General features: G+C 65.6%; 21 protein-coding genes. 15 read left to right on the top strand and 6 right to left on the bottom strand.

What is annotated here, in order from left to right; genetic code table 11:
* Window positions 1-20: 20 nt before the first annotated feature.
* Genes nadD through ACEN9P_RS22680 form a run of 5 tightly spaced genes read right to left on the bottom strand, consistent with a single transcriptional unit; the run spans window position 21 to window position 3,939 of the window.
* Window positions 21-653 carry a nicotinate (nicotinamide) nucleotide adenylyltransferase gene (nadD, locus tag ACEN9P_RS22700; RefSeq protein WP_495620542.1) on the bottom strand — a complete coding sequence of 211 codons (633 nt, stop codon included), beginning with the start codon at window positions 651-653 and terminating at the stop codon, window positions 21-23.
* Window positions 650-1,567 (bottom strand): oxygen-dependent coproporphyrinogen oxidase, encoded by a 918-nt coding sequence (hemF, locus tag ACEN9P_RS22695; RefSeq protein ID WP_495620541.1) that lies wholly within the window; start codon window positions 1,565-1,567, stop codon window positions 650-652. The genes nadD and hemF overlap by 4 nt, the downstream gene beginning before the upstream one ends.
* A 52-nt stretch (window positions 1,568-1,619) precedes the next feature.
* Window positions 1,620-2,921 (bottom strand): phosphoribosylamine--glycine ligase, encoded by a 1,302-nt coding sequence (gene purD, locus ACEN9P_RS22690; RefSeq protein WP_074574215.1) that lies wholly within the window; start codon window positions 2,919-2,921, stop codon window positions 1,620-1,622.
* Window positions 2,918-3,199, bottom strand: coding sequence for a hypothetical protein (locus ACEN9P_RS22685; RefSeq protein WP_495620540.1), 282 nt, complete (start codon window positions 3,197-3,199; stop codon window positions 2,918-2,920). The genes purD and ACEN9P_RS22685 overlap by 4 nt, the downstream gene beginning before the upstream one ends.
* A gap of 14 nt (window positions 3,200-3,213) precedes the next feature.
* Window positions 3,214-3,939 carry a YebC/PmpR family DNA-binding transcriptional regulator gene (locus tag ACEN9P_RS22680; protein ID WP_074574214.1) on the bottom strand — a complete coding sequence of 242 codons (726 nt, stop codon included), beginning with the start codon at window positions 3,937-3,939 and terminating at the stop codon, window positions 3,214-3,216.
* Window positions 3,940-4,017: 78 nt separating this feature from the next.
* Here ACEN9P_RS22680 and ACEN9P_RS22675 point away from each other — a divergent pair, with 78 nt between their 5' ends.
* From ACEN9P_RS22675 to ACEN9P_RS22605, 15 genes are all read left to right on the top strand, one after another.
* Window positions 4,018-5,544, top strand: a complete 1,527-nt coding sequence (locus tag ACEN9P_RS22675; protein ID WP_495620539.1) for a helicase HerA-like C-terminal domain-containing protein — start codon at window positions 4,018-4,020, stop codon at window positions 5,542-5,544.
* Window positions 5,545-5,659: 115 nt separating this feature from the next.
* Window positions 5,660-6,967 carry a GTP cyclohydrolase II gene (locus tag ACEN9P_RS22670; protein WP_477663670.1) on the top strand — a complete coding sequence of 436 codons (1,308 nt, stop codon included), beginning with the start codon at window positions 5,660-5,662 and terminating at the stop codon, window positions 6,965-6,967.
* Window positions 6,960-8,252, top strand: coding sequence for a URC4/urg3 family protein (locus ACEN9P_RS22665; RefSeq protein WP_495620538.1), 1,293 nt, complete (start codon window positions 6,960-6,962; stop codon window positions 8,250-8,252). The genes ACEN9P_RS22670 and ACEN9P_RS22665 overlap by 8 nt, the downstream gene beginning before the upstream one ends.
* 54 nt (window positions 8,253-8,306) lie before the next feature.
* The gene (gene upp, locus ACEN9P_RS22660; RefSeq protein WP_495620537.1) at window positions 8,307-8,951 is read left to right on the top strand and encodes a uracil phosphoribosyltransferase; all 645 of its coding nucleotides are present in this window, start codon (window positions 8,307-8,309) and stop codon (window positions 8,949-8,951) included.
* A gap of 172 nt (window positions 8,952-9,123) precedes the next feature.
* Entirely contained in the window at window positions 9,124-10,128 is a 1,005-nt protein-coding gene (locus ACEN9P_RS22655) for a BMP family protein (protein WP_495620536.1), read from the top strand.
* A gap of 24 nt (window positions 10,129-10,152) precedes the next feature.
* Window positions 10,153-11,106: a 5'-methylthioadenosine/S-adenosylhomocysteine nucleosidase gene (locus tag ACEN9P_RS22650; protein WP_495620535.1), complete on the top strand. Its 954-nt coding sequence runs from the start codon at window positions 10,153-10,155 to the stop codon at window positions 11,104-11,106.
* Between the two features lies 1 nt (window position 11,107).
* Window positions 11,108-11,551, top strand: a complete 444-nt coding sequence (locus tag ACEN9P_RS22645; protein WP_477714532.1) for a VOC family protein — start codon at window positions 11,108-11,110, stop codon at window positions 11,549-11,551.
* Window positions 11,526-13,103, top strand: coding sequence for an ABC transporter ATP-binding protein (locus tag ACEN9P_RS22640; protein ID WP_495620534.1), 1,578 nt, complete (start codon window positions 11,526-11,528; stop codon window positions 13,101-13,103). Before ACEN9P_RS22645 ends, ACEN9P_RS22640 begins: the two co-directional genes overlap by 26 nt.
* Window positions 13,100-14,170 (top strand): ABC transporter permease, encoded by a 1,071-nt coding sequence (locus ACEN9P_RS22635; RefSeq protein ID WP_495620533.1) that lies wholly within the window; start codon window positions 13,100-13,102, stop codon window positions 14,168-14,170. Before ACEN9P_RS22640 ends, ACEN9P_RS22635 begins: the two co-directional genes overlap by 4 nt.
* Window positions 14,167-15,099: an ABC transporter permease gene (locus tag ACEN9P_RS22630; protein ID WP_495620532.1), complete on the top strand. Its 933-nt coding sequence runs from the start codon at window positions 14,167-14,169 to the stop codon at window positions 15,097-15,099. Before ACEN9P_RS22635 ends, ACEN9P_RS22630 begins: the two co-directional genes overlap by 4 nt.
* Window positions 15,099-15,836, top strand: coding sequence for a GNAT family N-acetyltransferase (locus tag ACEN9P_RS22625; protein ID WP_495620531.1), 738 nt, complete (start codon window positions 15,099-15,101; stop codon window positions 15,834-15,836). The genes ACEN9P_RS22630 and ACEN9P_RS22625 overlap by 1 nt, the downstream gene beginning before the upstream one ends.
* 11 nt (window positions 15,837-15,847) lie before the next feature.
* Complete coding sequence (locus ACEN9P_RS22620; RefSeq protein WP_495620530.1) at window positions 15,848-17,125, top strand: amidohydrolase family protein; 1,278 nt, start codon at window positions 15,848-15,850, stop codon at window positions 17,123-17,125.
* Between the two features lie 20 nt (window positions 17,126-17,145).
* Complete coding sequence (locus ACEN9P_RS22615) at window positions 17,146-17,355, top strand: hypothetical protein (RefSeq protein ID WP_495620529.1); 210 nt, start codon at window positions 17,146-17,148, stop codon at window positions 17,353-17,355.
* A gap of 40 nt (window positions 17,356-17,395) precedes the next feature.
* On the top strand, window positions 17,396-17,629 hold the full coding sequence (locus ACEN9P_RS22610; RefSeq protein ID WP_495620528.1) for a hypothetical protein: 234 nt from the start codon (window positions 17,396-17,398) through the stop codon (window positions 17,627-17,629).
* 33 nt (window positions 17,630-17,662) lie between these two features.
* Window positions 17,663-18,337 carry an alpha/beta hydrolase family protein gene (locus ACEN9P_RS22605; RefSeq protein ID WP_495620527.1) on the top strand — a complete coding sequence of 225 codons (675 nt, stop codon included), beginning with the start codon at window positions 17,663-17,665 and terminating at the stop codon, window positions 18,335-18,337.
* Between the two features lie 37 nt (window positions 18,338-18,374).
* Here the strand turns inward: ACEN9P_RS22605 and ACEN9P_RS22600 are convergent, their stop codons facing one another.
* Window positions 18,375-19,796 (bottom strand): DUF2867 domain-containing protein, encoded by a 1,422-nt coding sequence (locus tag ACEN9P_RS22600; protein ID WP_495620526.1) that lies wholly within the window; start codon window positions 19,794-19,796, stop codon window positions 18,375-18,377.
* Window positions 19,797-19,807: the final 11 nt, after the last annotated feature.

The following is a 19,807-nucleotide window of genomic DNA, read 5'->3' as shown; positions in this document are numbered from 1 at the left end:
TGCTTCGATAAGGTAAGGAATTAATGGGAACGGTACAGCTGGTGCAGTGAAATATAACGTGCAACGGCTTCAGGAACCAAGCGGGTAATTTCCCCTGCCGTCGCCGCGCCCGAGGCCGTCAACTGGCGGATCTGGGTGGCGCTCACGGGCATCAGGGGGAGATCGAGCAGCGTAAAACGGCTGCTGCGGCTTTCATAGGCCTCAAACTGAGGCTGGGCCGGCATGGATTGTGCACGGCCAGCTATACAAATTATAGCAATATCCAGGATGTCCTGCCAGCGGTGCCATTGCCGGAAGGCGGCGAACTGGTCGGCGCCTATAAACAGGTAAATCCGGGCGCCCGGGTTCTCGGCCTGCAGCGCCAGCAACGTGTCTATGGTGAAGGTCGGCCCGGGGCGCTGCACCTCGCGCTCGTCCACCTGGACATGGGGGATGGACTCAAACGCCAGCCTGGCCATGGCCAGGCGGTGCGCCGGCGCGCTCAAGGCCTGCGACTTGTGCCAGGCATGGCCGGTGGGCACCACATAGAGCGTATCCAGCCCGAACTGCGCGATCGCCGCCCCGGCCAGGGCCACATGGGCATTGTGCGGCGGGTCAAAAGCACCGCCGAAAACGCCTATGCGCCTGCCCGGCGGAAGCGGCTGCGTGTTCAAACCCAGTCCCGCCTCGGCAAAAACTCGGTGTAAAGCCGCTCTTCGGCGCTGCCGGCCTCGACGCCGCGCTGGTAGGACCAGCTCGCCAGCGGCGGCATGGACATCAGGATGGACTCGGTGCGCCCGCCCGACTGCAGGCCGAAATGCGTGCCGCGGTCCCAGACCAGGTTGAATTCCACGTAGCGGCCGCGCCGGTAGAGCTGGAATTCGCGCTCGCGCTCGCCGTAAGGCGTGTCCTTGCGCCGCTCCACAATGGGCAGGTAGGCCCGCAAAAAGGCATCGGCCACGCCCTGCATCAGGGCAAAGCTGCGATCCGGGCCCAATTCCTGGAAATCGTCAAAAAACACGCCGCCTGTGCCGCGCTGCTCCTGCCGGTGCTTGAGGTAGAAATACTCGTCGCACCACTGCTTGAAGCGCGGGTATTTGTCCTCACCGAAAGGCGCCAGCGCGTCCTTGCAGGTCTGGTGGAAATGCACCGCGTCCTCTTCAAAGCCGTAATACGGCGTCAGGTCCATGCCGCCGCCGAACCAGCAGACCGGCGCATCGGGGCTGGAAACCGGCGCCGCGGCCAGCATGCGCACATTCATGTGCACCGTCGGCACGTAAGGGTTGCGCGGGTGGAATACCAGCGAAACGCCCAGGGCCTCAAAGGGCGCGCCGGCCAGCTCGGGCCGGTGCTGCGTCGCCGAGGGCGGCAGCTTGGGCCCGCGCACATGCGAAAAACCGCAGCCGGCGCGCTCGAACACCGCGCCCTGCTCCAGGATCATGGTCAGGCCGTTGCCCTGCAAGGGCTCGCCCGGCTCCTTCTGCCAGCGGTCGGCCACAAAGGCCTGGCCGTCAATGGCGGAAATGGCGCCGGTGATGCGCTGCTGCAGCGCCAGCAGAAAGTCTCTAACGCTTGAAATATCGGTCATGCTGAGGTGTTCCCCGGGGTACGGAGGCCGCACAGCGGCCCCCGTGCAGTGGTCAGGGCTTGAGCGCGCGCCAGCCTATGTCCTTGCGGTACTGCGCGCCGTCAAAGCGTATGCCCTGGGCGACTTCGTAGGCGCGCTGCTGCGCGGCCTTTACCGTGCTGCCCAGCGCCGTCACGCAGAGCACGCGGCCGCCCGCGGTCAGCGTCGCGTCGCCCTCCTTGCGCGTGCCGGCATGGAACACCATGGCGTCCTCGGGCGCGTCGGCGGGCTTGACCAGGCCGTGGATGGCATCGCCCTTGCGCGGGTTCAGCGGGTAGCCGTGCGCGGCCATCACCACGCCCAGCGCGGGCCGGCGGTCCCAATCGAGCTCGATCTGGTCCAGCGTGCCCGAGGTCGCGGCCATCATCACGTCATAAAGGTCGGTCTTGAGCCGCATCATGATGGGCTGGGTTTCCGGGTCGCCCATGCGGCAGTTGAATTCCAGCGTCTTGGGCTTGCCCTCGGCGTCGATCATCAGGCCGGCATACAGAAAGCCGGTAAACGGAATGCCGTCTTTTTCCATGCCCTTGATGGTCGGCAGGATGATCTCGCGCATGGCGCGGGCATGCACCTCGGGCGTGACCACCGGGGCCGGCGAATAAGCGCCCATGCCGCCAGTGTTGGGGCCTTCGTCGCCGTCCAGCAGGCGCTTGTGGTCCTGGCTGGTGGCCATGGCCGCCACGTTCTTGCCGTCGCACATCACGATGAAGCTGGCTTCCTCGCCCTGCAAAAACTCCTCGATGACCACGCGCGCGCCGCCTTCGTTGTGCGTGACGCCCAATGGGTTGAAGTCCGGGTTGGGCGCGAGCATGAACTCGATGGCCTCATGCGCTTCCTGCAGCGTCATGGCCACCACCACGCCCTTGCCGGCGGCCAGGCCGTCGGCCTTGACGACGATGGGCGCGCCTTTTTCGTCCACATAGGCGTGGGCCGCGGCCGCGTCGCTAAAGGTTTCGTATTCGGCCGTGGGAATGCCGTGGCGCTTCATGAAGGCCTTGGAAAAAGCCTTGGAGCTTTCGAGCTGCGCGGCCGCCTTGGTCGGGCCGAAAACCCGCAGGCCGTGCGCGCGGAACTCATCGACCACGCCGGCGGCCAGCGGCTGCTCGGGGCCGACCACGGTCAGCGCGATTTTTTCGGCCGTGGCCCATTCGCGCAGCGCCTTCACGTCGGTGATCGCGATGTTTTCCAGCCGCGCATCGAGCGCGGTGCCGCCATTGCCGGGCGCGACATACACCGCCTGGACTTTCGGGGACTGCGCCAGTTTCCAGGCCAGCGCGTGCTCACGGCCGCCGCCGCCAATAACAAGAACTTTCACGGGAGGTTCAATCTAAAAAACAGCAAATAGCTGAGGTACACAACAAGAATAAATACGATGCCGAAAATAACCTTGGCGGCCACCCTGGCGCGCCGCTGGATGTCAAGCGCCTGGTCGTTGACTTTGCCGGCTTTCACGATATTGGCGCGGGTTTCGTCGACCAGCGACTTCTGCATTTCAAGCGATTCCTTTTGCAGCGCGATCGCCTCGCTGCGCAGGCGGTTGCCCTCCTGCAGCAGGGTTTCGATGCGGGCCAGCCGTTCGGAATCATCCATCATCCCACTCCCGGCTTTCAGTTTTCAAGGACCGCGTTGTGGAACACGTCCTGGGTGTCATCCAGGTCCTCCAGCACGTCAAGCAGCTTCTGCATCTTGCGCGCGTCCTCGCCGCTGAGCTCTATGGTGTTGTCGGCGCGCATGGTGACCTCGGCGATCTCGGGCTTGAGGCCGGCGGCCTCCAGCGCGTTGCGCACGGCCTCAAAGCCGGTGTAGGGCGTGAGCACCTCGATGGCGCCGTCCTCATGCGTGATCACGTCGTCAGCGCCGGACTCCAGCGCCACTTCCATGATCTTGTCCTCGCTGGTGCCGGGCGCAAAAATAATCTGGCCGCAGTGCTTGAACTGGAAGGCCACCGAGCCTTCGGTGCCCATATTGCCGCCGTGCTTGGAAAACGCGTGGCGAACCTCGGCCACGGTGCGCACCTTGTTGTCGGTCATGCAGTCGATGATGATGGCCGCGCCGCCTATGCCGTAGCCCTCGTAGCGCACTTCCTCGTAATGCACGCCTTCCAGGCTGCCGGTGGCCTTGGCGATGCCGTATTTGACGTTTTCATTGGGCATGTTGGCCGCTTTGGCCTTGTCCACCGCCAGGCGCAGCCGCGGGTTGGTGCCCAGGTCGCCGCCGCCCATGCGGGCCGCGACCATGATTTCGCGCATCACGCGCGTCCAGATACGCTGGCGTTTTTCGTCCTGTCGGCCCTTGCGGTGTTGAATATTCGCCCATTTACTATGACCAGCCACGACAGAAACCCTTTATTCGGTGATTAATTGATTTAATCTACAAACCGCATTTTACTTTTTCACCCACCGTACACCCCCATGGCCGAAACCACCGCCCTCCCCCTGCTCATCGCCCGCAATGCCGACACCCAGTGCGAGCTGCTGCCCGGCCTGGCGAACCGCCACGGCCTGATCACCGGCGCCACCGGCACCGGCAAGACCGTCACGCTGCAGACCCTGGCCGAAAACTTCTCCAAAATCGGCGTGCCGGTCTTCATGGCCGACGTCAAGGGCGACCTCACCGGCATCAGCCAGGCCGGCACGGTAGGCGCCAAACTGGCCGCCGTCCTCAAGGAGCGCGGCATAGAGGTTCCCGAATCGCTGGCCTGCCCGGCCACGCTGTGGGACGTCTTCGGCGAACAAGGCCACCCGGTGCGCGCCACCGTCTCCGACATGGGGCCGCTGCTGCTGGGCCGCATGCTCAACCTCAACGAGACCCAGGCCGGCGTGCTCAACCTGGTGTTCAAGATCGCCGACGACAACGGCATGCTGCTGCTGGACCTCAAAGACCTGCGCGCCATGCTGCAGTATGTGGGCGACAACGCCAGCGAATTCACCACCCAGTACGGCAACGTCAGCGCCGCCAGCGTGGGCGCCATCCAGCGCGGCCTGCTGCAGGTCGAAAGCCAGGGCGGCGACAAGTTCTTCGGTGAGCCCATGCTCAATATCAGCGACTTCATGCAGACGGTGGACGGCAAGGGGGTGATCAACATCCTGGCCGCCGACAAGCTCATGAACTCGCCGCGCCTGTATGCCACCTTTTTGCTGTGGATGCTGTCCGAGCTGTTCGAGCAGCTGCCCGAAATCGGCGACCCCGAAAAACCCAAGCTGGTGTTTTTCTTCGACGAGGCGCATTTGCTGTTCAACGAAGCGCCCAAGGTGCTGGTCGAGCGCATAGAACTCGTGGTGCGCCTGGTGCGCTCCAAGGGCGTGGGCGTGTATTTCGTGACGCAGAACCCGCTCGATATTCCCGACTCGGTGCTGGCCCAGCTCGGCAACCGCGTGCAGCACGCGCTGCGCGCCTTCACGCCGCGCGACCAGAAGGCCGTCAAGGCCACGGCCCAGACCATGCGGCAAAAGCCCGGCCTGGACATCGAGACCGCCATCACCGAGCTGGCCGTGGGCGAGGCGCTGGTCAGCCTGCTCGACGCCAAGGGCCGGCCCGGCGTCACCGAACGCGCTTATGTGCTGCCGCCCGGCAGCCAGATCGGCCCCATCACGCCGCAGCAGCGCCAGGCGCTGATCCAGGGCTCGCTGGTCGCGGGCGTTTATGAAAAAGCCGTGGACCGCGAATCGGCCTACGAAAAAATCAAGGGCCGTGCCGAAGTGGCGGCCACCGAAGCCGGCAAGGCGCCCCAGGGCGGTGCGGCCGGCACCAGCGATTCCGGCGGCATCCTGGGCGGGCTCAATGACGTGCTCTTCGGCACCACCGGCCCGCGCGGCGGCAAACACGACGGCCTGGCGCAAAGCATGGCCAAGTCAGCCGTGCGCACCATGGGCTCGGCCGTGGGCCGCGAGATCATTCGCGGCGTGCTGGGCAGCATCTTCGGCGGCAAAAAACGCTGACACCGGGCGCGGCCCAAAGGGCGCGCCGCCTGTCGCGAATTAACGACCTCCGGCGAGCGGCAGGCTTGTCAAGCCCGGCACGCATCGCTACATTGGTTTTTTTGAAGGATACGCAATGCCTGCTGAAGTTGCCGCCCCATCGTCCGGCTCGCCTTCCGGTTCCCCGCCCACCGCTTCCAGCCCCTCCCCGGCTTCCCACATCCGGCTGACCTCCCACGCAGGCGGCTTCGGCGCGCTGCCCATCCACTGGGGCGCGGCCACACCGGCCGAACGCGGGCCGGTGGTCGGCACCACCACCAAGCGCAGCCACCGCAACGTCATCGGCACGCACAGCGGCTCCTACAGCGTCTACCGCGCGCTGGCCGTCGCCTCGGGCGCGCTGTCGGCCAAACACAAGGCCGACCTCACCAACACCTCGCCCACCGACATCATCGGCCCCTACCCGCAGTGGAGCGAGCCCGGCCGCATCGCCGCCATGGACCCCTGGGGCGCCACGGTCGCCGACGTTTTTTCGGCCGAGCTGGCCGCCGGCTACGACATACGCCCCACCATCGCGGTGACGCAAGCCCATGTGATCCTGCCCGAGGTCATAGAAGCCCTGCAGTCCGGGCGCCTGAAGGCCGACGGCAAATACCTCACGGCCGGCGGCGCGGCCGTGGTCACCAAGGTCGCGGTCGAGCCGGTCTGGTACCTGCCCGAGGTCGCGCGGCGCTTCGGTTGCAGCGAAACCGATCTGCGCCGCGTGCTGTTCGAGGAAACCGGCGGCATGTACCCCGAACTGGTGACACGCAGCGACCTGGAAGTGTTCCTGCCGCCCATAGGCGGCCTCACCGCCTACATCTTCGGCAAGCCGCGCGACCTGGCCAATCCCGAGATCGAACTGACCGCCCGCGTGCATGACGAGTGCAACGGCTCGGACGTCTTCGGCTCCGACATCTGCACCTGCCGCCCCTACCTCACGCATGCGATTGAGGAATGCATACAGGGTGCGCAGCGCGGCGGCGTGGGCCTGGTGGCCTACTTCCGCAAGGAAGGCCGGGCGCTCGGCGAAGTCACCAAGTTCCTGGTCTACAACGCCCGCAAGCGCCAGGTCGGCGGCGACACCGCCGACCAGTACTTCGCCCGCACCGAATGTGTGGCCGGTGTGCAGGACATGCGCTTCCAGGAGTTGATGCCCGACGTGCTGAGCTGGCTGGGCATACGCAAGATCCACCGGCTGGTCTCCATGAGCAACATGAAATACGACGCCATCACGCGCGCCGGCATCGAAGTCGTCGAGCGCGTCAACATCCCCGAGGGCCTGATCCCGGCCGACGCCCAGGTCGAGATGGACGCCAAGATGGCCGCCGGCTATTTCACGCCCGGCGTTGTGCCCGACGCCGAGGAACTCAAAAAAGCCAAGGGCCGGGGGCTGGATGCCTGAAGCCAACACGCCACCGGCCAACGCCAACTACACCATCGCCGGCAACCTGCGCGGCATAGGTGCCGCCGCCGAGTTGCGCTCCACCGCCACCATACGTTCGCGCGCCCGCGCCTTGCTGGCACGCGCGCGCCGCGGCGAATCAGCCTGGTTCAGCGTCAACGACGGCGCCATGGCCACCGCCGCCAGCCTGGTCGCCGAAATCACGCGCGCCCGCTATCCCAGCCTGGAGATTCCCTACCACTCGCGCTGGCGGCATTTCGAGGCCGGCGGCATCCAGCGCCCGGCTTTGCTCAATGAAGCCCTGGCCTCGGCCACGCCGGCCGGCCGCGCGCGCGCGCAAATAGACCTGGCCCTGGTCAGCGTGCTGCTGGACGCCGGCGCCGGCCCGCAGTGGCGCTACCTTGAAGCCGCCCAGGGCGAGCGGCCCGGCTGCGAATACAGCCGCTCCGAAGGCCTGGGCGTGGCCAGCTTCCATGCTTTTATGGCCGGCATGTTCTCCAGCGACCCGCAGTACCCGCTGCAGGCCGATGCCGCCGGCCTCAAGGCCGTCACGGCCGAACAGCTGGCCGCCGCCTTCCAGGTCACTGAAAGCAACCCGCTGGTGGGCCTGGAAGGCCGCGCCGCGCTGCTGCGCCGCCTGGGCCAGGCCCTGCAGGACCAGCCCGCGCTCTTCGGCCCGCGCGGCCGCCCCGGGCATTTGTTTGAAGTGCTGGTGCTGCCCGGCAAAAACACCGTCGAGGCGCATGAGCTGCTGTCCATCCTGCTGACCGGCCTGTCGGCCATCTGGCCGGCGCAGAACATGCTGGGCAACATCCCGCTGGGCGATTGCTGGCGCCACCTGGCAGCCGGCGAGGCTGACAGCGGGCCCAGCCAGGGCTGGATGCCTTTCCACAAACTCTCGCAGTGGCTCACCTATTCGCTGCTCGAGCCCTTTGAATGGGCCGGCGTGCAGGTCAACGGCCTGGACGCCCTGACCGGCCTGCCCGAGTACCGCAATGGCGGCCTGTTCCTGGACGCCGGCGTGCTGCTGTTCAAGGACCCGGCCCAGGCCCAGCGCCTGCACCAGGCCGGTGATGAATTGATTGTGGAATGGCGCGCGCTGACCGTGGCCCTGCTCGACGAACTCGCGCCCATGGTGCGCGAGCAGTTAGGATTGACGGCCGAACAGATGCCGCTGGCCCGCGTGCTCGAAGGCGGCACCTGGGCCGCGGGGCGCGCACTGGCACAGCAATTGCATCAGGGTTTGCCGCCCCTGAACATCGAAAGCGACGGCACGGTTTTCTGAGATTTCCGCTCTGCAAACCGGGCAAGGCACAAGAATGAAGAGGCATACACACACATGACGACCACCCGCAGCGACAAAGTCCACCTGGTAGACCACCCCCTGGTGCAGCACAAGCTCACCCTGATGCGCCGCAAGGACGCCTCCACCAATACCTTCCGCACCCTGCTCAACGAGCTCAGCATGCTGATGGCCTATGAGGTCACGCGCGACATGCCCATGCAGGAGATCGAGATCGAAACCCCGCTCGAAAAAACCACCTCCAGGGTCATAGACGGCAAGAAGCTGGTGTTTGTCTCCATCCTGCGCGCCGGCAACGGCATCCTCGAAGGCATGCTCAGCGTGGTGCCCGGCGCGCGCGTGGGCCACGTCGGCCTGTACCGAGACCCCAAGACGCTGACGGCCGTCGAGTACTACTTCAAGATGCCGCACGACATGGAAGAGCGCGACATCGTCGTCGTCGACCCCATGCTGGCCACCGGCAATTCGGCCATCGCGGCCGTCGAGCGGCTCAAGGAACTCAATCCCAAGTCCATCAAGTTTGTCTGTCTGCTGACCTGCCCCGAAGGCATCAAGGCGCTGCAGACCGCGCACCCCGATGTACCCATCTACACCGCCGCCATTGACCGCGAGCTGAATAGCCACGGCTACATCCTTCCCGGTCTGGGTGACGCAGGCGACAGAATCTTTGGTACGAAATAAATGAACACCCCTGTCGGACGCTCACTGCGTGTAGCGCCTTCTCCCCTTGCAGGGGACGGCGCCAGCGGCCCGGCAAAGCCGGTTCCGCGGCCCCTGCTTGAAAAAGCGGAGGCCGGTGATCTCTTGATTTTTTGCCGCTGTTTTTCCTGAACCCACCAACCCGGAGAGTCCCATGTTTCAAGCTGCCCGTTTCAAGCGCCGCCAACTCGTCCTGCTCGCCACCGCGGCCGCCATCGCCCTGCCCGGCCTGGCGTTCGCCCAGGCCAAGATCAAGGTTGCCGCGCTCTATACCGTGCCGTTCGAGCAGCAATGGGTCAGCCGCCTGCACAAGGCGCTCAAAGCCGCCGAGGCGCGCGGCGAGATTGAATACAAGGCCACCGAGAACGTCTCCAACGCCGACTACGAGCGCGTGATGCGCGAGTACGCCACCGCCGGCAACACGCTGATCGTCGGCGAGGCCTTTGCCGTCGAGGCCGCGGCCCGCAAGGTCGCCAAGGACTTCCCCAAGGTCTCTTTCCTGATGGGCTCGTCGGGCAAGCCGCAGGCGCCCAACTTCTCGGTGTTCGACAACTACATCCAGGAGCCGGCCTACCTGACGGGCATGATTGCCGGCGGCGTGACCAAGAGCAACAAGATAGGCATGGTGGGCGGCTTCCCGATTCCCGAGGTCAACCGCCTGATGAACGCCTTTATGGCCGGCGCGAAAGAAACCAATCCCAAGGTCGAGTTCAGCGTGAGTTTCATCAACAGCTGGTTTGACCCGCCCAAGGCCAAGGAAGCCGCCTTCGCCATGATCGACAAAGGCGCCGACGTGATGTACGCCGAGCGCTTTGGCGTGAGTGACGCGGCCAAGGAAAAAGGCAAGCTGGCCATCGGCAACGTCATCAACACCCAGGACAAATACCCCGACACCGTGGTCGCCTCGGCGCTGTGGAATATGGAGCCCAGCATTGACCGCGCCATCAAGCTCGTCAAGGAAGGCAAGTTCACGGCCGAGGACTACGGCCCGTATTCGATGATGAAGCACAAGGGCTCCGAACTCGCGCCGCTGGGCACTTTCGAGAAGAAAGTCCCCGCCGCCATCGTCACCAAGGTCAAGGCCAAGGAAAAAGACATCCTCGACGGCAAATACAGCGTCAAGGTCGACGACAGCCAGCCCAAGTCCAGCACCAAATAAGCCCGAGCTCTGGAGTAGCGCCGTATGCATGTCCTTGTTTGCCTGCGGCGCATGCTCCCGTCCCGGCTGGCGGCTTTTGCCATCGCCGGGCTGCTGGCCCTCGGCCTGGCCGGCTGCGCCACCACCGGCACGCCGGTCCGGCTGGACGACACCCCGCGCATCGCGGTGATCTCGGCCTTCGAGCCCGAACTCACCCTGCTGCTGCGGCAGCTGCAAACCCCGGCGCGGCATCGGATCAACGGCGTCGAATTCAGCACCGGCACCCTGCAGGGCAAACCGGTCGTGCTGTTCCTCTCGGGCATCAGCATGGTCAATGCGTCCATGAACACCCAGCTGGTGCTGGACCGCTTCAACATCCAGAGCATCGTCTTCAGCGGCATTGCCGGCGGCGTGGATCCCAGCCTGCACATAGGCGACGTCAGCGTGCCGGCCCAGTGGGGCCAGTACCTCGAGGTGCTGATGGCGCGCGAAACCGCGCCCGGCCGCTACACCATCCCGCCGCGCATGGAAGCCCAGACCCTGGCGCCCTTCGGCATGCTGCACCCGCGCCCCGTCGAAACCCGCACCGCCGCCAGCCCGGCGCCGGTGCGCAAGTTCTGGTTCACCGTCGACCCCAGGATGCTGGAAACGGCGCGCGGCCTGGGGCCCCTCGCGCTGGAGTCCTGCAAGGCCGGCGTCTGCCTGACACACAAGCCGCAGCTCCGGGTCGGCGGCAACGGCGTCTCCGGCCAGGCCTTTGTCGACAACGCCGCCTTCCGCGAATACGCCTTCAAGACTTTTGGCGCCAATGTGCTGGACATGGAAACCGCCGCCGTCGGCATGGTGGCCTACAGCAACAACGTGCCCTATATCGCCTTCCGCTCCCTCAGCGACCTGGCCGGCGGCGGCGAAGGCGCCAATGAGATGGTGACCTTTATGGGTATCGCCGCCGACAATTCGGCAAAAGTGCTGCTGGCATTTCTCGCAGCCTGGAAATAGCATGCCCGAACTCACCGGGATCGACCACATCTACATCGCCGTGAGCGACATGGCAGCGTCGGAAGCGTTCTACGACAAACTCATGCTGACGGTGCTCCGCTGCCGCAAAAACACCTTCACGATTGGCGGTGACCCGCACATCCAGTATTTCAACCGCTACTTCGGTTATGTCCTGCGGCCGGCCCGCTCCCAAGCCGCGCACGACCCCTACTCGCCCGGCCTTCACCACTTTTGCCTGCGCGTGGACACGGTCGAAGACGTGGTCGAATGCGCCCGGCTGCTGCAGGCCTCAGGCATCAACGCCAGCGAGCCGCACCAGCACGGCGAATACGCACCGGACTACTGGGCGACCTTCTTCAGCGACCCCGATGGCCTCCGTCTGGAAATCACCAACTACCGCCAGGAGCGGCGTGACCGGCATGACCACTGGACATCCCTCGGCTGAGAACACCCAGCCGCCGGTGCTGCGCCTTGCCAACATCAGCAAACGCTTCGGTCCGCTGCTTGCCAATGACGCGATTTCGCTGGACTTGCAGGCCGGCGAAATCCTCGCGCTGCTGGGCGAGAACGGCGCCGGCAAGTCCACGCTGGTGTCCATTTTGTTCGGCCACTACACGGCCGACGAAGGCCGCATAGAAATCTTCGGCAAGCCGCTGCCGCCCGGCAACCCGCGCGCGGCGCTCGAGGCCGGCATAGGCATGGTGCACCAGCATTTCACGCTGGCCGACAACCTCAGCGTGCTCGACAACGTGATGATGGGCAGCGAGCCGCTGTGGCAGCTGTTTTCGCGCCGCGGCGCCGCGCGCGCCAAATTGCTGGAGGTGGCGCAGCGCTTTGGCCTGCCGGTCGCACCCGACGCAAAGGTCGGCAGCCTCTCGGTCGGCGAGCGCCAGCGCGTCGAGATCCTCAAGGCCTTGTACCGCGGCGCGCGCATCCTGATCCTCGACGAACCCACGGCCGTGCTGACGCCGCAGGAAAGCGAGGCGCTGTTCGCCACCCTGGGCCAGATGGTGGCCCAGGGCCTGTCCATCATCTTTATCAGCCACAAGCTGGCCGAGGTGCTGCGTGTCTCGCAGCGCGTGGCCGTGCTGCGCGCCGGCAAGCTGGTGGCCCAGGCGCCGGCCGCCGGCACCAGCCAGGCCCAGCTTGCGCAATGGATGGTGGGCCATGCCGTCGCGGCCACGCAGCGCCGGCCCGCGCCGGCCACGGGCGCGGCGGTCTGCACGCTGGATGCCGTCAGCACGGCCGACGCCGGCCGCGACCGGCTGGACGGCGTCTCGCTGCAGCTCAAGGCCGGTGAAATCGTCGCGATTGCCGGTGTCTCGGGCAACGGCCAGCTCGCGCTGGCCGAGCTGCTGTGCGGCATGCGCCAGGCCAGCCGGGGCACGGTGACCTTGCAGGGCCAACCTTTAAAAGCCTCGCCCGCCTGGCTGGTTTCCCAAGGCGTGGCGCGCATCCCCGAAGACCGGCATGGCGTGGGTGTGGTCAGCGACCTTTGCGTCTGGGAAAACGCCGTATCGGAACGCCTGCGCAGCCCGGCGTTTTCCAAAGCGCTGTGGGTCAAACGCCAGGCCGCGCAAGCCCATGCGGCGCGCATTGTGCGCGAGTTTGACGTGCGCGGCGGCGGGCCGCAGACGGCGGCCAGGTCCCTCTCGGGCGGCAATATGCAAAAGCTGATCCTCGGGCGGGCGCTGGTTTCTCCCACAACCGAAGCCACAGCGCAGCCACCCCGGCTCATCATTGCCCACCAGCCGACCTGGGGCCTGGACATAGGCGCAGTCGCCTATGTGCAGCAGCAGCTGATTGCCGCGCGCGATGCCGGCGCGGCCGTGCTGGTGATCTCCGACGACCTCGACGAAGTCATCGCGCTGGGCGACCGTGTGGCCGTGATGCACGCGGGACGGCTCACCGAGGCCTTGCCCGGCGAAGCCTGGACGCGAGAGGCCATAGGCCTGGCCATGGCGGGCGCCCAAGCCGCCCACGAGGCACAGCCATGAGGTTGGAGAAACGCACCGAAACCTCCAAAGTCGCCCTGCTGCTGGCCCCTATCGCGGCCATCGCCTTCACCCTGCTGGTCAGCGCGCTGCTGGTGCTGTGGGCCGGCGCGCCGCTGGGGCAGACCTACAGCCTGCTGTTCAAGGGCGGCTTTGGTTCGGTCTTTGCGCTCAGCGAAACCCTGACCCGCGCCATCCCGCTGATCCTGACCGGCCTGGCCGCCACCGTGGCCTTCAAGGCGCGGCTCTTCAACATAGGCGCCGAGGGCCAGCTGTATGCCGGCGCGCTGGCCGCCGTGGCCGTGGGCGGCCTGCATGGCGGCACGGGTTTTGGGCTGCCCGTCTGGCTGCTGTTCGGCCTTATGCTGCTGGCAGCCGCGCTGGCCGGCGCCCTGCTGTTGCTCGGGCCGGCGCTCCTCAAGGCGCGGCTGGGCGTCGACGAGGTCGTCACCACTTTGCTGCTCAATTTTGTGATGCTGCTGTTTGTTTCGGCCATGCTGGACGGCCCCATGAAAGACCCGACCGCCATGGGCTGGCCGCAAAGCGTGGCGCTGCTGGGCGAGCTGGAGCTGTCCAAACTGGTTGAACAGACCCGCATACACACCGGCCTGTTCTGGGCCCTGGGCCTCGCCGTCGCGCTGTGGGCTTTGCTCAAGTACACGGTGCTGGGTTTTGACATACGCGCCATGGGTGCCAACACCCGGGCCGCGGCCTTTGCCGGTGTGCCCGTCACGCGCACCGTGGTGCTGGTCGCCCTGCTCTCGGGCGCGCTGGCCGGCCTGGCCGGCGCCATCGAGGTGGCCGGCCGCACCAGCTATGTCACCCTGGACATGTCGCCCGGCTATGGCTACACCGGCATCGTGATTGCCATGCTGGCCGCCCTCAACCCCCTGGGAGTGGTCGCCGCCGCGGTGTTTGTGGCCGGGGTGCTGGTAGGTGCCGACACCATGAGCCGCGCGGTCGGTGTGCCGACCTATATTGCCGATGTGATTGTGGCGGCTTCCTTGATTTCGGTGCTGGTCGCGACCTTGATGACGCAATACAAGCTGGTGTGGGGGCGCAAGCCATGACTGAACTGCTGGATGTCCTCACCGCCGCTCCCTTCTGGATTGCCGTCCTGAGAATCGCCACGCCGCTCATCCTGGGCACCCTGGGCGTGCTGCTCTGCGAGCGCGCCGGTGTGCTCAACCTCGGCATCGAAGGCATCATGGTCGCGGGTGCTTTCAGCGGCTGGCTGGCCGTCTATGGCGGCGCACCGCTGTGGCTGGGCGTGGTGGTGGCCGCGCTGACCGGCGCGGTATTCGGCCTGCTGCACGCCTTCCTGACCGTGGGCCTGGCGCTGTCGCAGCATGTCGCCGGCCTGGGCATTACCCTGCTCGCGACTTCGCTGAGCTATTACGGCTACCGCGTGAGTTTCCCCAAGGTCGACACGCCGCCCACCGTCACGCCGTTTGCGCCCATGCACTGGCTGGACGGCACGGGTTTGAGCGTGCTGGCCGCGCAAACCCCGCTCACCTTGCTGGCCCTGGCCCTGGTGCCGCTGGTCGCCTGGCTGCTGTACCGCACGCCGGCCGGCCTGGCGATACGCATGGTCGGCGAGAACCCGCAGGCCGCCGAAGGCCAGGGTGTTTCGGTCGCGGCCACACGCACGGCCGCCATCGTCGCCGGCTCGGCCCTGATGGGTGTGGCCGGCGCCTTCCTCACGCTCTCGGCCTTTAACGCCTTTTTCTTTAACATGGTCAACGGCCGCGGCTGGGTCTGTGTGGCGCTGGTGGTGTTCGCCTCCTGGCGGCCCGGCAAGGCCTTGCTGGGTGCCTTGCTGTTCGCGTTTTTTGATGCGCTGCAGCTGCGCCTGCAGACGTCCGGCCTGGTCAACGTGCCTTACCAGGTGTATTTGATGCTGCCCTACCTGCTCTCCATACTCGCGCTGGTGCTGGTGGCACGCAAGGCGGCGTATCCTCAGGCGCTGATGAAACCTTATCGCAAGGGAGAGCGCTGATGCGCAGCCGCCAAACAGAAAGCACAGACCCGGCTTTCCTCAATGAAAAAACCGCCCGTAAACAGGCCGAACGCCAGCTCCTGCAGGAGGCCCTGGCCGGTGGCCTGGAAGCCGAGCCCATTGCCTGGGCCCCCGGCAATGCCACCGTCATCGCGCCGGCCCTGCTGGCCAGCCCGCGCCTGCGGCTGCGCCCTTGGACGGACGCCGACCGCGAGCCCTTTGCCGCCATGACGGCCGATACCGAGGTCATGCGCCACTTCCCGGCGCCGCTCAGCCGCGCGCAGAGCGACGCCTGGATAGACCGCATGAGCCGCAAGATCGAGGAGCGCGGCTGGGGCTTCTGGGCCATGGACTACCTGGCCGAAGGCGCAGCGGCGCCGCAATTCGCGGGCTTTACCGGCCTCCATATTCCCGACCCGGAACTGCCTTTCGGCCCCTGCGTGGAAGTCGGCTGGCGGCTGGCGCAGCGCTTCTGGGGCCTGGGCCTGGCGACCGAGGCGGCACGCCTGTCCTTGCGCGCCGGCTTCGAGTCCCTGGGCCTGCAGGAGATTGTCGCGATGACAACGCTGCGCAACACCCGCTCGCGCGCCGTCATGCAGCGCCTGGGCATGCAGGAAAGCCCTGGCGACGAGTTCGACCACTGGGCTTACCCCGCGGACAGCCCTGAACGGCGCTGCTGCATCTACCGCCTGCCCCGCGCGCGCTGGTCCGCGGACCCGCAGCAACACCGCAGCTGAAAGGCCACGCCATGCTAGACCTTCTCATCACCAACGCCGCCCTGCCCGACGGCCGCACCGGCATCTCCATCGCCGTGCAAATGGGCAAGATCACGGCCGTCGAAGCCGGCCTGCAGGCACCGGCCCGCGAAACAGTCGACGCCGGCGGCTACCTGCTCAGCCCGCCCTTTGTCGACCCCCACTTCCACATGGACGCCACGCTGAGCTACGGCCTGCCGCGCGTCAATGAAAGCGGCACGCTGCTCGAAGGCATTGCGCTGTGGGGTGAGCTCAAGCCGCTGCTGACGGCCGAGGCCCTCATGGAACGCGCCCTCGCCTACTGCGACTGGGCCGTCGCCAAGGGCCTTCTGGCCATACGCAGCCACGTCGATACCAGCGACCCCAGCCTGCTGGCGGTAGACGCACTGCTCGAAGTCAAAAAACAGGTCGCGCCCTATATAGACCTGCAACTGGTCGCCTTCCCGCAGGACGGCGTGCTGCGCACAAAAGGCGGTGTCGACAACCTGAAACGCGCGCTGAACAAGGGTGTGGAAGTGGTGGGCGGCATCCCGCACTTTGAACGCACCATGGCCGAGGGCGCGGCCAGCGTCAGGCTGCTCTGCGAGATCGCCGCCGAGCGCGGCCTGCTGGTCGACATGCATTGCGACGAATCCGACGACCCGCTGTCACGCCATATCGAAACCCTGGCGTTTGAGGCGCAGCGCCTGGGCCTGCAAGGCCGCGCCAATGGCAGCCACTGCACCTCCATGCACAGCATGGACAACTACTACGTCTCCAAGCTGCTGCCCCTGATCGCCGAGTCCGGTGTCAGTGTCATTGCCAACCCCCTGATCAACATCACCCTGCAAGGCCGCCACGACACATATCCCAAACGCCGCGGCATGACCCGCGTACCCGAACTCATGGCCGCCGGCGTGAATGTCGCCTTCGGCCACGACTGCGTGATGGACCCCTGGTACGGCATGGGCTCGGGCGACATGCTGGAAGTCGCCCACATGGGCCTGCATGTGGCGCAGATGACCAGCCAGAAAGGCATACGCCAGTGTTTTGACGCGGTGACGGTCAATGCCGCCAAGGTCATGCACCTGCAGGGCTACGGCCTGGAGGTGGGCTGCGATGCGAGTTTTGTGCTGCTGCAGGCGCGGGATGCTGTGGAGGCGATTCGTTTGCGGGCGAATCGGCTCAAGGTGTGGAAGAAGGGAACACTGCTGGCGCAGACGCCCGAAGTCTCGACCCAACTGCAGCTGCCGGGCCGGCCGGCGACGACTGGTTTTGTGGTTTCCCGATAGAGCCCGTCAAGAAGTACCCCGTGAATTCACCCATTGCCCATGCCGAGCTCATCGCCACGTACAGGAAGGCGCAGGCAGAGGCTGCCCACAAATTCGGATTGATCAAAACAGTTGCCACCAAAGGCCCCAAGGCGATCCAGATGGCCGTCGAGACCGCGGAAAAAGCGGCAAAACGCAGGGATGCTTACGCCAAAAAACTCGCGGCGCTCAAGGTGGATCTCAAGGATTAGCTGGGTGGCTTACGGATAATCAGGATTTGGAAAGAAAGCAATGAACCCGGAAGTACCCGAAGAAGAACCAGAACCGATCGAGGAATACGTCCCCGGCGTCGCCAACGGCAGGCACTACATGGCCAGGCTGTGCCATTTCCCTGACGGCCCCTGGTATATCGATGTTGTCCATGTTGAATCGCTGGCCCCCCTGCACGATACCGACAGGACCTGGCCCACGCGCGAGGAGGCGGTTCAGGCGGCGGACAAGCTGGTGGCCGATCTTGCGCACTGACCGGGACGGCACCATCCAGCACCCTTCCCCTTGATGCCGACACACCCCACTCCACTGACCATTGCGCTCGCGTCGGGCGGCACCATTTCCGGCCTGCTGCAGACGCCCGCCAGCGCCAAGGCTTGTTATGTGTTTGCCCATGGCGCCGGCGCGGGCATGAAGCACGCCTTCATGGAGGCCATCGCCCAGGGTCTCGCGGAACGCGGCATCGCCAGCTTGCGCTTCAATTTTCCGTTCATGGAGCAAGGCTCGAAACGCCCGGACTCCCCCGCCGTGGCGCATGCGGCGGTTCGGGCAGCGGTCGGAGAAGCGGCGCGGCATATGCCTGGTGTTCCGCTGTTTGCCGGCGGCAAGTCCTACGGTGGGCGCATGAGCACGCAGGTGCAGGCGGCTGAGCCCTTGCCCGGCCTGAAGGGCCTTGTGCTGCTGGGCTTTCCACTGCACCCGGCCGGCAAGCCTTCTACCGAACGCGCCGCGCACCTGGTGGGCGTCAAGCTGCCCATGCTTTTTCTGCAAGGCACACGCGATGGCCTCGCCGACCTGGACCTGATCAAGCAGACCACGGCAAAGCTCGGCAACAAGGCAGGCCTGCATGTCGTGGAGGGTGCCGACCACGCCTTCCATGTGCTGGTACGTTCAGGCCGCACCGATGCGCAGGTGCGCGAGGAACTGTGCGACACCATGGCCGCGTGGATGACAAAGCGCTAGCGTTGCAATAGGTCGTCAGCGACCGGACGATGGCACCTTAAGCCGTCACCAGTTTGGTGGGTGCAGGCGACTCTTTTTCCTGCACCACCGCATATTCCACCGCCAGCCGCAGCATGGTGGGCGTGACGTAATGGCGATGCACATAGTCAATCGCAGCCATGTAAAAGCGGCCAAAGAAATTCTTGCAATGGACCCGCGTGCCCAGCATCACATCCACATGGTGCTTGTCGACGATTTCCACGCTGACGCAAGACCTGAACAGCAAATGTTTGTCGTTGGCGCCCAGGATGACCTGCGCCTTGCTGTCGGCGGCGTTGGTGCTCTGATCCAGCACCGGATAACGGTTCGCAAACAGGTTGCTGGTGTCCGGCGACAACAGGGATGAAACCGGGCAACCCAAGGGCGATGTACGCAGGCCCAGGGGCTTGACCAGCACGTTGCGCAGCGCCATCAGGTTGGACACTCCGCTGGGTGCGTTAAGCATAAAACCCTCGAGTACCGCGGCCAGCAGGTTCGTGGCACTGGTGTTCCCGAAGTTGGTGCCGGTCACGCGCAAGCGAAAAGTGTCTTCATGGTGGATGCGCAAGCCGCTCAACTGCTCCAGCAGCAAGGAATCGGCCGGCGGGCTGCTGAGCTCTTTCACGCTTCGGGCGGAGCCACCATGCGACAGAAAGCCTGAGGCCCCTTTCCACGAACCCCACAGGCCGCGCATCACGCCCGCGCCGCTGCGCACGGTATTGCAGACCACACGATGGAAGGTCCCGGGTGGGGCGTCGAGTGACAAGGTCGTAGTCGGCACGGCATCGGCCTTGAAGTCCTTGGCCTGAAGCAGCGCCTTCACCGCATCGGGCAACAACTCCGTCAACGCCGGGATGCTGGCCTCGTTGCTCAGCACTTTTTCTTTCAGGGCCTCCGGCAAATTGCCGCCCAGCTCATTGGTATGGCAAGACAGCGCAAAAAACACCGGATGCAGGGAGTTGCGCGAAAGCGGCGCGAACTGATGCCAGGTCTCACCGCCGAAGCGCACGGTGAACAGGCAGTCCGGCGGTATGTTCACAAAACGCAGCGCGCGCATGAAGTTGTGCGGGTCTTCATGGATTTGCTGCTCCGACGCGCTCGAAAACCGCAGCTGCGCCCCGCCGCTACCCGACACCGCCGTGAAGATGCGGTGGCCCGCATGACGATGAAATGGATGGCCTTTGGGGCCCACCACAAACGAGTACAGCGAGGTGGCGTCGCCTTTGGAGAAATCGGTGCCGCCCAGCTTGGCCGAGGGCTCATCGAGTTCGTCGACAAAGGCGCTGTGCTGCCGCTGCCGGGAGGCCACGCTGGCAAACAGATGGTTGCCGGCGCCATGGCCTATCTGCGCGATCAAGGACACCTCGACGGCCAGGCCGCCCGATTCGGATGGAATGCGAACCGATGGAAACGTTTCAACTACCTGCGTGAGATTCAGCATGAGTCCCTCTC

This window comes from Polaromonas sp. Polasp52, assembly GCF_059491565.1.
Note: the sequence above shows the minus strand (reverse complement) of the source record. Positions and strands in the feature narration are given on the sequence as shown.

Excerpts from the sequence above, each read along its gene's own strand:
- ACEN9P_RS22685 (WP_495620540.1), bottom strand. The coding sequence starts at position 3,199 with ATGATGGATGATTCCGAACGGCTGGCCCGCATCGAAACCCTGCTGCAG.
- ACEN9P_RS22610 (WP_495620528.1), top strand. The coding sequence starts at position 17,396 with ATGAACCCGGAAGTACCCGAAGAAGAACCAGAACCGATCGAGGAATAC.
- ACEN9P_RS22645 (WP_477714532.1), top strand. The coding sequence starts at position 11,108 with ATGCCCGAACTCACCGGGATCGACCACATCTACATCGCCGTGAGCGAC.
- ACEN9P_RS22655 (WP_495620536.1), top strand. The coding sequence starts at position 9,124 with ATGTTTCAAGCTGCCCGTTTCAAGCGCCGCCAACTCGTCCTGCTCGCC.
- ACEN9P_RS22665 (WP_495620538.1), top strand. The coding sequence starts at position 6,960 with ATGCCTGAAGCCAACACGCCACCGGCCAACGCCAACTACACCATCGCC.
- upp (WP_495620537.1), top strand. The coding sequence starts at position 8,307 with ATGACGACCACCCGCAGCGACAAAGTCCACCTGGTAGACCACCCCCTG.
- hemF (WP_495620541.1), bottom strand. The coding sequence starts at position 1,567 with ATGACCGATATTTCAAGCGTTAGAGACTTTCTGCTGGCGCTGCAGCAG.
- ACEN9P_RS22635 (WP_495620533.1), top strand. The coding sequence starts at position 13,100 with ATGAGGTTGGAGAAACGCACCGAAACCTCCAAAGTCGCCCTGCTGCTG.
- ACEN9P_RS22670 (WP_477663670.1), top strand. The coding sequence starts at position 5,660 with ATGCCTGCTGAAGTTGCCGCCCCATCGTCCGGCTCGCCTTCCGGTTCC.
- ACEN9P_RS22620 (WP_495620530.1), top strand. The coding sequence starts at position 15,848 with ATGCTAGACCTTCTCATCACCAACGCCGCCCTGCCCGACGGCCGCACC.
- ACEN9P_RS22650 (WP_495620535.1), top strand. The coding sequence starts at position 10,153 with ATGCATGTCCTTGTTTGCCTGCGGCGCATGCTCCCGTCCCGGCTGGCG.
- ACEN9P_RS22630 (WP_495620532.1), top strand. The coding sequence starts at position 14,167 with ATGACTGAACTGCTGGATGTCCTCACCGCCGCTCCCTTCTGGATTGCC.
- ACEN9P_RS22600 (WP_495620526.1), bottom strand. The coding sequence starts at position 19,796 with ATGCTGAATCTCACGCAGGTAGTTGAAACGTTTCCATCGGTTCGCATT.
- ACEN9P_RS22605 (WP_495620527.1), top strand. The coding sequence starts at position 17,663 with ATGCCGACACACCCCACTCCACTGACCATTGCGCTCGCGTCGGGCGGC.
- ACEN9P_RS22675 (WP_495620539.1), top strand. The coding sequence starts at position 4,018 with ATGGCCGAAACCACCGCCCTCCCCCTGCTCATCGCCCGCAATGCCGAC.
- ACEN9P_RS22640 (WP_495620534.1), top strand. The coding sequence starts at position 11,526 with ATGACCACTGGACATCCCTCGGCTGAGAACACCCAGCCGCCGGTGCTG.
- ACEN9P_RS22625 (WP_495620531.1), top strand. The coding sequence starts at position 15,099 with ATGCGCAGCCGCCAAACAGAAAGCACAGACCCGGCTTTCCTCAATGAA.